This window comes from Phycisphaerae bacterium, assembly GCA_035384605.1.
Taxonomy (GTDB): Bacteria; Planctomycetota; Phycisphaerae; order UBA1845; family PWPN01; genus JAUCQB01.
Genome location: DAOOIV010000023.1, coordinates 24,440 through 38,272, shown reverse-complemented (window position 1 = coordinate 38,272; position 13,833 = coordinate 24,440). Strand labels below are relative to the sequence as shown.

Here is a 13,833-nt window from a genome sequence, read left to right as displayed (position 1 = left end):
GCATCGGCCGACGGTCACACCAGCGGCTTGCCGATCATGTCGGCGGGTACCGGGTAGCCCAGCATCTTCAGGCATGTCGGCGCCACGTCGTAGAGCGTAGCGTCGTCGCAACGACCCCGCCCTTCCAGGGACGGATGCGACAGAATGTACATGCCCTCCAGAGCGTGATTCGCGTCATCAGGTCCCGTGTCATTCTCGAAAGTGTATAACGAGTCGTTGCCCACCCGCCCGACGCTTCGCCAGTTCAGATTGCCGAAAATCACGATCAGGTCCGGCGGTACGCCGTTGACCTTCTTGTAGACATCCTGTGGCTTGAAGGCCTGCGTGCCCATCACGTGGCCATTGTGGTCTCGCAACGCCTGCAACTTGCAGATCAGCTCGTCGCGTACCGCCTCGTACTGGTCGCGGGGTATGATGCCTTGCGGTTCCCGCCCCTCAACGTTCAGGAAACACCGGCCATAATATCCGCCCTCGCCCCAGGCCTTGGTCCGCGACCAATCGACGTTGGCAATGTCAAACTTGGTCGGCTTGGAGGGAGGCTCCTTCAACGCCAGATAGCCTTCGCGAATAAGCCAGTCGTTGAAGCAGAAGCCGCCGATCATGCACTTCGAACCATGATCGCTCACCACCCATACCGCCGTGGTTTCGAAATCAATGACTTCCAGCAACTCTCCCACCAGCCGGTCAAGCCGGACATAGTAGTCGCGAATCGCAGACTCGAACGGCCCTCCCGGTACATATCGATGGTGGGTTGAGTCCATGAACTGCCAGAACCCGTGGTGGATCCGGTCGACGCCCATCTCGACCATCCAGAACAGGTCCCAGGGCCGCGTGGTGATCAGATGACGAGCCAGCTTGAACCGCTTGTCGGTCATCTCGTTGATCTGGTCCAGGAGCCACTGCTTGTTGTCGGTCCGGAAGTCTTTAACGTCAATAATGTAATCCCCGACCACCCGCGAAATCTCGTCCTTGAGGGTCTTCGGATAGGTGTAGTCGGAATTGGTGTCCGGGGCGAGGAAACCGGTCACCATGAGGCCTTTGGGCGGCCGCGCGATGGGGAATGTACCCGGCACTCCCAGGATGATGTTTTCGCGCCCGCGGGCGCTCAGGATATCCCACAAGCGAGGCTCGCGAACCGCCAAGGAAGTTGCGATCGAGAGCTTCTCATACGAGTAATCAGCGCGGTTGCGGAACCCGTAGATGCCCAATTGGCCCGGATCCTTGCTGGCCGCCATACAAGACCAGGCCGGGACGGTTATCGGGGGAGTGCAACTTAGCAGGTTCCCATACTGTCCTGTCTCACACAGCCGGCGGAGATTCGGCAGATCCGGCAACCAGCGGTTGAAGACCAGAGAAGGCTCCCCGCAGTCCAGACCAATGATCGCTATTCTCTTGATGTCAGGCACTGTTCCCTCTCTTCATGCCCCGGGCGGACAAAAGCCGAACGGCTCCTTGTAACGTCGTCACGATCATCTGACAAGCGCGGGGACATCTCACCCTTCAGGGCGGCCCGGATCGGCGGGAAAACGAGTGGTACGACCCCCTCGCCAAGCGACCGTTCGTCACGTACAATGTTTTGGCCGGCGCAAATGAGACGCCCCGCTGAATCCTGCGGACAAACTGCATGGCCGTCCTGACCACGCTCTATGAGCCTATCGCCAAGGACCTGGAGAAAGTCTGCCAGATCTTTGATGATGAACTGTTTTCCGACCTCCCGCTGATCAACGATCTTTGTGCTCATGTCCGGCAGTACCGCGGCAAGCTTCTTCGCCCGGCTCTGCTGCTGTTGTCCGGCAAAGCCTGCGGCAAGACCACCGACGTACACCTGACCCTCGCGGCCGTCGTCGAAATGGTGCACATGGCCACACTGGTTCACGACGACGTGCTCGACGATGCCGATCTGCGCCGACGTTGCCCTACGATCAACCGTTTGGAAGGTAACGAGGCCGCCGTGCTGCTCGGCGACTACCTCATCAGCCACGCTTTCCACCTGTGCAGTTCTCTCGGCTCCCAACACGCCTCGCGCGTCATCGCCGCGACCACGAACATCGTCTGCGAAGGCGAACTGCAACAGGTCCACCATCGTGGTGACTTCAATCTAGGCCTCGACGATTACCTGCAGATCATTACCCGCAAGACGGCTTCTTTAACCGGTGCGTGCTGCCGGTTGGGAGCCCACTTCGCGGGAGCCGGAACTGAAACCGCCGCCAACCTTGAGCGGTACGGACTGGCGGTCGGCATCGCCTTCCAGATCACCGACGACATCCTCGACATCATCGGCTCCGAGAAACGGATGGGCAAGACCCTCGGTCGCGATCTTCAGAAGAGCAAGCTCACTCTGCCCGTTATCCATTGTCTCACGCGGGCCGACGATACCCTCCGAAAAGAGTTGCATCTGCTCCTGGCAGGGTCTAATCCTGACCGCAACCGCCTGCGAAACCTCTTGGAGACGACTGACAGCATCAACTATTCCCTTCATGCCGCCAGGGACTATATCGAGTCGGCCATCGCCCGCCTGGATGACCTGCCGCCATCGCAGGCCCGGCACAGCCTCTCCCGACTGGCCAGGCTGATCATTTCGCGAGAGCAATAAGCCGGATCACTTGCACCCTTCCTGACCGGCGAAAGAGATCGCCATGGATCGCATTCGAGTGCGCGACGGCATTGGCGGGGGAAACCGCCACGGCTCGTTCGGACGATTTTTCAGAACCGCGACCCCGGTTTGCCGAAGCGATCGTAATAAACCCGTCTCCTTGGACATGCTTTTCTTGTGGCATGGCGTGCCCTCCACCGAGGTGCCGTGATGTCGGTTCCGGGTCCCTTGCCCATTGCCAGGCTTCGACGCGACCCATCAATTGGACTCTCGTCGCCCCGGTTCGGCGCCGCCGGGCGCATCCACGGCGTTTCCTCCCAAGGACCGTCGCAAAAATTCACAGATGCTGATGATTGACTGGTCAGGAAAATAAACTCGATGCCATCATCTGCTTCCAGGTACAGTGGTTTCTCGAGTGGCTCAGCCTGTCACAACGGATCCGCGACTGCCTTGCCATCAGCAAAAGCTGGCAGCCCAAATGTATCGTAAGTTGTTTACAGATAAGTTATTAGAGCAGCCTGAATCGGTGCCATTTCGTTGGATCCATAGGAACCTTGCATGTGTACCGTCTGGACGGTACAGTATCTCATTATGAATGAAACGCCCGAAAACGGAGCTTCTGTTTCCGTTCGTGACCGGCTTCTGGATGCCGCAGAGGCAGTAGTTGCCCGGGAAGGGGTCTCACGCCTGACGCTCGAGGCCGTGGCTCATGAGGCCGGCGTCAGCAAGGGAGGGCTGCTCTACCACTTCCCCGCGAAGGCGGCGCTGATAACCGCTATTGTCGAGAGACTCGCGATTCGGTGCGAGTCGAGGCAGGCCGAGGCCGTTGCCAGCGATCCCCAGGCCTGCGGGGCCTTCATTCGTGCCTACCTCACCGTCCGGACCCACCCACCCGACCCACAAAGGGAGTCGATCCACACGGCCGTCTTGGCGGCGATTGGCACCAATCCGGATTACCTAGACCCGCTTCGCCGGCGCATCGCCGAGTGGCAGAAAAGGTTGGAGTCGGACGGTATCGACCAAGTGACGGCAACCATCGTGAGGCTTGCGGTTGACGGGTTGGCAATCGGCCGACTCCTGAAAGTTCCTATACCCGAAGGCGAACTGCGGGAGCGGGTGATTGAGAGGCTGCTTTCCATGACTCATCCGCAAGCGGAGGAAAAGCGCTCGTGATTGCGGACGGCTCACCTGCCTGTTCCGGATGCGTGGTATTGCAGCCGAGGAGTTGCGTATGACAGGACATCAACCGGTTGTTGCGTGTTCTTTCATGGTGATCGTCTGCCTGTGTTGCCTCCCCTCAGGTTGTAGCGTCGGGCCCGGCTATCGCGCCCCGACGCCTGAGCTGCCGGAGGCGTGGCATCAAACCACGACGGGCGGGCCCGCTGAGGAAAACGCCGACCTGCAGGAGTGGTGGCACGTGTTCGAGGATGACCTTCTCTCTGACCTGATCAAACGTGCCGCTGAGGGAAACCTTGACCTGCGTCTGGCGGTTCTTCGGATTCGGGAGGCCCGTGCGCTGCGAAACATCGCCGCCGGAGGACTCCTGCCCTCGCTTGCCGGCCAAGGCGGTTGGCAACGTTCGAGGGCGAGTGCGAACGGTCTTATGGGCGGCGCCGTGCAGGCTCCCGGCAAGGGAACACAATTCGCCAACACCATGGCACGCGGCATCGCGAGCAGTGCTCTCAGCGAGGGCTTGGGCACTGCCTTCCCGGGCGCGCCCGCCGTGACAAACTCGTTGGCCGGCGGGCTGATGGGCTTGCTTCCCACCCCCACAAGACTGGCAAAAACGGAGGCGATGGACCTCTACACCACAGGCTTCGATGCCTCTTGGGAAATCGACGTCTTTGGCGGCATTCGGCGTAACCTCGAATCGGCAGATGCTGTTCTGGCCGCGGCCGTTGAGGACTATCGCGGCGTGCTGGTCAGCCTCCTGGCCGAGGTGGCTGCGACCTACGTCGATGTTCGCTCGCTTCAGAGCCAGATCGAAGCGACCCAACGCAATATCAAGCTTCAGAAGGAAACCGTGGCCTTGACACAGGTGAAGTTCGATTCCGATCTTGTGTCCGAGCTGGATGTCCGCCAGGCGGAGACCAATCTGGCGACCACGGAGTCCGAATTGCCGCTGATCGAGGCCGCTTTGTCGGCAGCAATCTATCGCCTGAGCGTTTTGGTCGGCCGGGAACCGGCGGCGCTGTACGACGAGTTGTCGCAGGTACGCGATATTCCCAAACCGCCGGCGGAAACCCTCATCGGCGTTCCGGTGGATCTTCTTCGACGCCGTCCCGATATTCGCGCGGCCGAGCGGCGTCTGGCCGCGCAAACCGCCCAAATCGGCGTAGCCGCCGCCGACCTTTATCCGAGATTCACCCTCTCGGGCACTTTCGGGTTCCAGGCGACGGACATCAATCACATGCTCGACTCCCGGAGCGTCACGTATGGATTCGGTCCGGCATTGCGGTGGAACCTCTTCGACGGACTGCGGAATCTCAACCGGATCGCCGCTCAACAGGCGGTGACCCATCAGGCGTATGTTTTCTACGAGCAAACGCTCCTGCAGGCCCTGCAGGACGTCGAGACTGCGCTGGTCGCTTACACGCGCGAGCAGGCCCGCTACACGGCGCTGGTGCGGGCAACGGAGGCCGTCCGCCGCTCGGCCCAACTCGCCGAGAAACGTTACCAGGATGGCCTGACCGATTTCCAGAACGTACTGATTGCCCAGCGTTCGCTGGTGAATCTGGAGACTGCCCTTGCGCAGAGCCGAGGGCAAGTCGCCGTCAATCTCATTGCTTTGTACAAGGCGCTCGGCGGCGGTTGGTCGACGGACGCCATGCCACAGGAGCAATTCCTGGATGACAGCTCGGGCGTGCTTGCCGACCCTATGGGCTTCTTCTTCTCCGGCGGCAAGGGGACCCTGCCGTGGGAAAACCATCTTGACGAGCAACCCGAGACGGGACCGAATTCGACCAACCCGGAGTAACCCTGAGTTGAATACGGCCACAGAGAAAACGCTGCATTCCTCAAATGAGGATGTGAGGTGCTGAATGCTGATAACGGATTCTTTCACACGAATAAGCCTCTTGGGCTTCCTCGCCGCAGGCTTGAACGTGCTGCGCTGCAATACACAAGAGGCACCGCCTCGGCCGCAAGGCCCGCCCGAAGTCGCGGTTGCTACCATGTCCCCGGAACCGATCGAGTTGATTACCGAGCTGCCGGGCCGCGTATGGCCTTACTTGGTGGCCGAGGTCCGTCCCCAAGTGAGCGGCATTATCCAGAAGCGACTATTCGAGGAGGGAAGCGACGTCCGAGCAGGGGACGTGTTGTACCAGATCGACGCGGCTCCTTACGAGGCGGCTTACAGCCGGGCCAAGGCCGCACTCGCGGCGGCCGAGGCAAATCTCCCTGCCGTCAAGGCTCGGGTGGAACGCTACAAGAACGCTTTGGCCGAACGAGCGGTCAGCCGGCAGGATTATGACGAAGCGGTTGCCGCCTTGGAACAGGCTCGGGCCACGATCGAGCTGCGCAGGGCGGAGGTCGAGAGCGCCCGCATCGATTTGTCGTATACGCCGATTAAAGCGCCGATTTCGGGGCGCATCGGCAAATCGAACATTACCGTTGGCGCACTGGTCACGGCCCATCAGCCGACTCCGCTCGCGACGATCCAGCAGATCGACCCCATTTACGTCGACGTAACTCAGTCCACCGCTGAACTCCTTCGTCTCAAGCAAGGCATGGAAACCGGCAGACTCAGCAAGGATGACGAGAATCAAAGAAGAGTGCGCCTGCGATTGGAGGACGGAACCCCGTATCCACTCGATGGCACGCTGCAATTCCGTGACGTGACCGTCGATCCATCGACCGGCTCCTTCATTCTTCGCATCGTGTTCCCCAATCCGGAGCATCTGCTCCTGCCGGGCATGTTCGTTCGGGCTCTCGTCAGGGAGGGGATTGTTCAGAACGCGATCCTCGTCCCGCAGCAAGCCGTCTCCCGTGATCACAAGGGGAATCCCGTGGCGCTGATCGTCGATGCGGAAGGCAAGGTTCAGCAGAAGACCCTCGCGGCCGACCGGGCCATCGGCAATAAGTGGCTGGTCTCCTCCGGCCTCGAGCCCGGCGATCGCGTGATCGTTGAAGGCCTCCAGAAAGTGCGGCCCGGCATGCCCGTCAAAACCGTGCCGTTCGATGCCGGTCAGAACGATGGTTTGGCGGAACAAGGCGTCCAGTCGGCCCCCAGCGCGAATTAAGCGGAGCACCACGATGTTGTCCAACTTCTTTCTCGATCGCCCCGTCTTCGCTTGGGTCATCGCCATCATCATCATGGTGGCGGGCGGTTTGGCGATTTATAACCTGCCCGTGTCCCAATATCCACCGATCGCGCCACCCTCGATCTACATTCAATCCTTCTATCCCGGAGCCTCGGCGGAGACCACGGAGAACAGTGTGACCCAGATCATCGAGCAGAAGATGACCGGGCTCGACCAGATGATCTACCTCTCGGCCACGAGCGACTCGGCGGGAGCCTCGCGCATCGAGCTGACCTTCGCTCCGGGAACCGACCCGGATCTGGCGTGGGCCAAGGTGCAGAATAAGCTCCAACTTGCCATGGCCGGCCTGCCCGAGGTGGTTCAGCGGCAAGGCGTCACGGTCGGCAAGGCCACCCGCAACTGGCTGATGATCGTCGGTCTGATCTCGGAAGACGGCAGCATGGACGGTCACGACTTGAGAGACTACGCCCAGTCCAACCTGGAAAAGGTGCTGGCCCGCGTGCCGGGCGTGGGCGAGGTCGAGAACTTCGGATCTCAGTACGCGATGCGCATATGGCTGAACCCCGATCGCCTGACCGAGTACGCCCTGACGATGGAGGACATCGTCATGGCCCTCCGAGCCTACAACGTGGAGGTCTCCGCAGGCCAGTTCGGCGGGGCTCCTGCGGTTGAAGGACAGCGTTTGAACGCCTCCATTATCGTTCAGAGCCTGCTCAAAACGCCCGAAGAGTTCCAATCCATCCCCCTCCGCATTAATCCCGACGGTTCGATCGTGCGGATCAACGACGTGGGATGGGCCGAGCTGGGCACCGACTCGTATGAGATCGAGGGCATGTACAACGGCAAACCCTCCGCCGCCATGGCGATCCGTCAAGTGGCTGGGGCCAATGCCCTGGACACCGCGGCTGCGGTCAAGGCCAAGCTGGAAGAAATGAGCCGGTTTTTCCCTCCGGGCATGAAGGTGGTCTATCCGTACGAAACCACGCCGTTTGTGGAGGTGGCTATCGAGGAGGTGGTCAAGACGCTTTTCGAGGCCATCGGGCTTGTGTTCCTGGTCATGTGGCTGTTCATGGGCAACATCCGGGCCACGCTGATTCCGACCATCGCGGTACCGGTAGTGCTTCTGGGAACCTTTGCAACGCTGAGCATCTTCGGTTTCTCCATCAATATGCTGACCATGTTCGCCATGGTGCTGGCCATCGGGCTTCTGGTGGACGACGCCATCGTCGTGGTGGAAAACGTGGAGCGGATCATGAGCGAGGAGGGACTTTCGCCCAGGGAGGCCACCAAGAAATCGATGGGACAGATCACCAGCGCTCTGATCGGTATCGGCCTGGTTCTCTCGGCGGTTTTCGGCCCTATGGCCTTCTTCGCGGGTTCAACCGGTGTGATCTATCGACAGTTCTCCATTACCATTATCTCCTCCATGATGCTGTCGGTGGTTGTGGCACTGATTTTGACTCCCGTTTTGTGTGCTTCCCTGCTCAAGCCGGTACCGGCTGGGCATGAGCCGGCCGAGGCCGCGATCTTCTTCCTCCGTCCATTCTTCAGGCTGTTCGATCGCATCTTCTTCAGGATCCGGGACATCTATGTCGGGATCGTCGGGCGGTCTTTCGGGAAGAAACTGCGTTACGGGTTGGTCTACGTCCTGATCGTCTCAGCCGTCGGGTTTCTCTTCCGTCATCTGCCCACCGGCTACGTGCCCGACGAAGATCAGGGGATGATGCTCGCTCAAATCATTCTGCCCGCCGGGTCCACGCTAGAGCAGACTCAAGGAGTCCTGGAGGAGGTTCGCACCCACTTCCAGGAAAATGAGAAGGAAGCGGTTGAATCCTGCATGACCATTTGCGGGGTCAGCTTCTCGGGAAGGTCCCAAGCCAACGGCATGGTCTTCATCAAGCTCAAGGACTGGGGTCTCCGCGACCGGCCGGACTTGAGGGTAAAAGCCGTTGCCGAACGGGCTACCAAGACCTTCTCCCGGATGCGCCATGCCTTGGTGTTCGCCTTTCCGCCGCCTGCCGTGGTCGAACTCGGTAACGCCAGGGGCGTTGACTTTCAGTTGCTCGACCGGGGCGGCCTGGGCCACGAAAAGCTGATGCAGGCCCGCAACCAGTTTCTGGCGTTGGCCGCCCAGGACCCAAGGCTGTCCGTCGTTCGCCCCAACGGCCTGGAGGATGTGCCCGAATACCGGCTCGACGTGGATTGGGAGCGGGCCGGAGCCCTTGGCGTCCCGATCACCTCCATTCATAACACCATCTCGGCAGCTTTCGGCGGGGCTTACGTGAACGACTTCGTTCAGGCTGGTCGAGTCAAGCGGGTCTATGTTCAACTCGATGCTCCTCACCGCATGTTGCCCAAGGATCTGGGCAAGACCTACGTCCGCAACAACGTGGGTAAGATGGTACCCTTGTCCGCTTTCGCGTCCGGCCGCTGGGCGTACGGCCCTGCCCGACTGGAGCGCTACAACGGGTTTCCCTCCATGAACATCTGGGGCGAGCCGGCTCCCGGTAAGAGCTCCGGCGACGCGATGCGGGCCATGGAAGAGATCGTTGAGAAGCTGCCTCAGGGGGTGGGCTTTGACTGGACCGGCCTGTCCTATCAGGAACGAATGGCCAGTAAACAGGGACCCATCCTGTACGCCTTTTCCATCCTGGTCATCTTCCTGTGCGTGGCCGCCCTGTATGAAAGCTGGCCCATCCCGCTGGCAAACATGCTGATGCTGCCGCTGGGGGCGTTCGGCGCGACTGCGGCCACATGGCTGCGGGGCTGCCCAACGACGTTTATTTTCAGATCGGGATTCTCACCACCCTCGGGTTGACCACCAAGAACGCCATCCTGATCATTCAGTTCACGCAGGAGCGCTTGGCTCGCGGAGAAGGATTGATCCAGGCGACCCTCGGGGCCGTGAGAGTCCGGTTCCGGCCGGTCATCATGACTTCGCTGGCTTTCTTTTTCGGCGTCTTGCCGTTGGCTATTGCCACCGGTGCGGGCGCCGGCGCGATGAATGCCATCGGCACCGCGGTGACCGGCGGAATGCTCTCCGCGACGTTCATCGATCTTCTGTTCATTCCGCTGTCCTTTGTTCTCGTGTCGCGATTGTTCAAAGTGGAAGAACGCGCTCGAAGGGCGGCTTCGCAGCAAGCGACGAGCGAACTCGCAACCGGATGACGGCAGCACGGGCGCAGGCTGCACACACGTTGTCGTCCTGGGTCGAAAGGGGGATGGCTTCTTCGCCGGCGTGTTTTTGCTTGCGGGTGCTTGGCCGACGGACGTCCAGAAACAAGCGGCCGTGAGTTCCGTCGTGAATCCGGCTCACGGCCGCCTGCGCTGTCGGTCCCCAGATACCAGGAGATATTAGGGGGCCCGATTCGGGTCTCGTCGAACTCGCCGACCCTCGGGTCGAACGAGGATTCTGTAATCAGTAGTTGCAGTACAGCAATCCTGTCTCGTCAGCCCCCTCAGCATTGGCGATGATGTCGCCGGTCAGGGGGTTGTAGATCCATCCGGCCGGGTTGCCAAGATTCACCGTGGGCATCAAGCTGTCGATATCGATGGCCACCTGCGATGATCCCTTGTTGGTCCCCACCGGAACGGCCGGAATCCGGCGGTGGACGTACGGGCCGAATCGATGGATCGAAGTCCGCGTCTCCGATACTTCGCCGGCGACCGACGTGAACTTCGTCAACTGGTCGGCAAAGAGCTTCGGATCGCCGGCCGTCCGATCCGGATTCGTTCCTGGAAATCGCCCTTCATGATCCGCGGCATACTCCTCAATCGCCATCCGCAGAATTGCCAGGCAGTTGACCAACTCGGGTTCAGTCGTGATGCGTGACCCGCGACTGGCCCGCGGGATGGCTATCGAGGCGATGATGCCGATAATGATGACAACGAGGAGCAACTCGACCAGATTCACCCCCCGGCGCACCGTCCGCCTTTCCCTTCCGCCCGAACCCATGTTTACCGGCTCCTCCGCAACGATCAACCGGCGCAGAACCATCGCAGAGTCATCTCAAGTCGAGCGCGCCTGCTCGTGCGGTTCGTCACCAGGTTCTTCGACTAACACGCCGGTTTGCTTTACTTCCCACTGCTCGCCCGGCCCTCGGGTGTGGCCCAGGGTGGCGAGGATGCCCCATAAACACGGGAAAGGAACACGGACCACCACAACCTCCAATTACGCCGCGCATGTGTCCGATCTCGCCGGCCCGGAGGTTATCAGCCGATCCACTGAATCGTGGCGATCTGCTTCGGCCTGAGACTGACGCAAACGTTGTCTCCCTCACGAGGTGCTGCGGCGATCGTCCTCCCCGCAAAATCGGTGAGCTTCGCCTGTCCCCGGGTGCCGGGCATGGTGATGGCAACCTCCATCGGGCGGGTGGTCGGATTGAAGACCCGAACGGATGCATCCTCGCCCGGATGCCGGCGGTAAAGAGCGGTCACCACCGCGTCCCGTCCCGCCACGGTCAAGAAGGCTTGCGAGGCGGGCAGCGTTCGCCCCGCCGGCCCGCCCTCCCGATCACCAACAATGTCGCGGTGCTCCTGTTGCACCGCCCGAACGCCGGCGGCAAGTTGCTGCCCCATGCGGCACAGGCGGGCGACGTCAGGTCTGCCTGACAACGGTACGATTCGGTACTGGAACTCATGCCGCCCTTGGATCTGCCCGCCTTCGTTGCCGCTGGTCAGGACCGCCCGGACAAATGAACGCAACAAGGTCAAAGCGATCGGCCGCTCAGGCTGGTCGCGCACCGCGGATTCGCGCAAGCCCACGGTGATCACCGCAAGGCCCCGACGCTCGTCATAGACGGCCGTCCAGGTCTGTTGCGGCTTGGTCTCGACCTCCATCTCCTTCAGCTTCGCGTTGTCGGCCCGCAGAGCAATGGGGCGCTCCACGACGTCAAACGCCTGGTCGGCCAGGTACGTCGTCGCCTTGCAGCCCGTCGGGAACAGTACCCGTAACCGGTGATCGCGCACGGTGTTATCCACCTCGGTGCGGACCTCGACCGCGTCGCCGCCTTTGCGCAGCGTCACGTGGTGAACGACGATCAACGGCTTCAACGACCCGGCGCGGGCCATCTTTGAGCCAAACTGGAACTGCTCCGGAACGTTGAGGGTGACCCGGACGGTCAGTGTCGCCTTGCAGAGTCCGTCGGCGGTAAGGGCGATGTCGGCCGACGAACCGATCGAGGTGAAAACCTGTTCGTTCACTGCCGTGCCGTGATACCAGCCGTCTCCGATGTCGGCACAGTCTTCGAGCGTCAACAGGCGGTCATAGACCTGTCCCGTTCTCTTGTCGGTCAGAACCAGCGTGCCATTGGAGTTCACGCCGATCTTGAGGAACTCGTTCTCGATCGTATGGTCGTCGACCGCCAGTGTGCCCGGATAGCGCGTGGGCTCCTTGACCGGCCGACAGATGATGGTGGTGTAGCCGTATGCGGGCACTCGCAAGGGAACGCTCACGTCCACTTCGTGCCGGACGTCCGCTACCGGGAACTTGCGCAGCGGACGTCGGAAACCGTATCGCCCTTGGCGCTGATTGACGTATTGATACGGCAGTTCGCGGTTGTCGGCATCGTAAAGCCTGAAACCGATCTTCTTCTCGAACCCGAACCACTCCTGATAGACGGCGTCCATGCACTCGGGAAACCGCAGCGTCAGATCGACCGGTCCGTCGATCGGCTCTCCGCAAGGATTGAAGACCACCACGGCGATGTCCTTCTCCCCCATCTCCGGGAGCCGGACCCGCTCGGCAATGTGACGCAGCGCATCCCGTGTAACGTGGGCGGCGATCAATGCCGATTGATTGAAGCGGTAAAGCATGTCGTCGTGGACCTGATCAATGCTGCAGCCGCACATCGAATCGTGCGGATGGTTCTGGAGCAGGTATCGCCAGGCGGTGTTGAGGAACGCCTCCGGATACGGGCGGCCCGTGCGCGCGGCGAAAACGCTGAACGGCTCCGCCCACAGGCATAACTCGGTTTCGCACCGGGCATTGGCCTGCTTGAGATGAACGCGGCTGCTGAGCACCCCCGGGATCAGCCATTGTTCGTCGCCGAGCACCGCCGGATCGCGCAGCTCCCCTGAAAACACCTTCGTGATCCTGCCGCACTCCTTGCGAATGTCCTCCACGAACGCGTCAAGAGTCGAACTGATGATCTCCACATCGGCAAACCGCTTGTTGGCTTCGGCCAGCAGCGTGGTCGTTTGCGGCTCGATCTCCATGTGATCGCCGCCGTCAAAGACCAGAAAGGCGCTCGTCGGGCACCGGGCGGTCTCAAAGTCCAGATACTCGCGGAAATCCTTTGTCGCCGTCTCGATGTCGAAGATCACGTCGGGCTCGTGACCATGTCGTACCCTGAAGGCGTAGGCGCAGTAACCGCTGCGCGGGCTGAACCGGTAGGCGATCACTTCGCTCCCGTCCGGCGACTGCCAGCGAAACATCGCCCCGTGGGTCACTTCGTTAACCCCTCGCCAGAGAAAGGCGTTATCGATCCCGAAGCCGCGCAGGATCTGAGGCATCTGCGAAATGTGGCCGAACATGTCGCACAAAAACCCCGCTCTCGATGGGTCGCCGAACCGCTGCGCCAACCTCAAACCCATCTGCAGATTGCGGATGATCGATTCGCCGCTCACCAGGAACTCATCCGGCAGAACGTACCAGGGTCCCAGCTTGAGACGGCCGGATTGCGCCAGTTGCCGAATCTCGGCCTCCCGCTCAGGCCGAATCTCCAGGTAATCCTCGATCGTGATGACCTGCCCGTCCATCTGGAAATACCTGAAATCGGGATCGGTCTTCATCGTGTCGATGACTTCGTCCAGCAGGTTGACCAGGCGAAAACGATAGTCCTGAAAGGGTTCGTACCATTCGCGGTCCCAGTGCGTGCTGGCCACGTAATGTCCGATGCGTTTCGATGTAGACAAGCTGAGGCCTCCTGTTGCTGATTCTTGTCTCTTGGGGCTGAAGATCATAAGCCGACAGGGCGG

Annotated in this window: 7 protein-coding genes and 1 pseudogene; 5 read left to right on the top strand and 3 right to left on the bottom strand. The window is 60.9% G+C overall.

Annotated elements, in window-relative coordinates:
- Positions 1 to 14: 14 nt before the first annotated feature.
- A complete protein-coding gene (locus PLL20_07705; GenBank protein ID HPD29862.1) occupies positions 15 to 1,406 on the bottom strand; it encodes an alkaline phosphatase family protein in 1,392 nt (463 codons plus the stop codon).
- 218 nt (positions 1,407 to 1,624) lie between these two features.
- Between PLL20_07705 and PLL20_07700 the strand changes: the two genes are divergently transcribed.
- From PLL20_07700 to PLL20_07680, 5 genes and pseudogenes are all read left to right on the top strand, one after another.
- Entirely contained in the window at positions 1,625 to 2,593 is a 969-nt protein-coding gene (locus PLL20_07700; GenBank protein ID HPD29861.1) for a polyprenyl synthetase family protein, read from the top strand.
- A gap of 558 nt (positions 2,594 to 3,151) precedes the next feature.
- Positions 3,152 to 3,766 carry a TetR/AcrR family transcriptional regulator gene (locus PLL20_07695; protein ID HPD29860.1) on the top strand — a complete coding sequence of 205 codons (615 nt, stop codon included), beginning with the start codon at positions 3,152 to 3,154 and terminating at the stop codon, positions 3,764 to 3,766.
- Between the two features lie 58 nt (positions 3,767 to 3,824).
- Positions 3,825 to 5,570 (top strand): efflux transporter outer membrane subunit, encoded by a 1,746-nt coding sequence (locus PLL20_07690; protein ID HPD29859.1) that lies wholly within the window; start codon positions 3,825 to 3,827, stop codon positions 5,568 to 5,570.
- 64 nt (positions 5,571 to 5,634) lie between these two features.
- Positions 5,635 to 6,834 carry an efflux RND transporter periplasmic adaptor subunit gene (locus PLL20_07685; protein ID HPD29858.1) on the top strand — a complete coding sequence of 400 codons (1,200 nt, stop codon included), beginning with the start codon at positions 5,635 to 5,637 and terminating at the stop codon, positions 6,832 to 6,834.
- 13 nt (positions 6,835 to 6,847) lie between these two features.
- Positions 6,848 to 10,023 (top strand): annotated as a pseudogene (locus PLL20_07680) (efflux RND transporter permease subunit).
- Positions 10,024 to 10,273: 250 nt separating this feature from the next.
- Here PLL20_07680 and PLL20_07675 read toward each other — a convergent pair.
- Positions 10,274 to 10,810 carry a prepilin-type N-terminal cleavage/methylation domain-containing protein gene (locus PLL20_07675; GenBank protein ID HPD29857.1) on the bottom strand — a complete coding sequence of 179 codons (537 nt, stop codon included), beginning with the start codon at positions 10,808 to 10,810 and terminating at the stop codon, positions 10,274 to 10,276.
- 257 nt (positions 10,811 to 11,067) lie between these two features.
- Complete coding sequence (locus tag PLL20_07670; GenBank protein HPD29856.1) at positions 11,068 to 13,770, bottom strand: glycoside hydrolase family 38 C-terminal domain-containing protein; 2,703 nt, start codon at positions 13,768 to 13,770, stop codon at positions 11,068 to 11,070.
- Positions 13,771 to 13,833 lie beyond the last annotated feature (63 nt).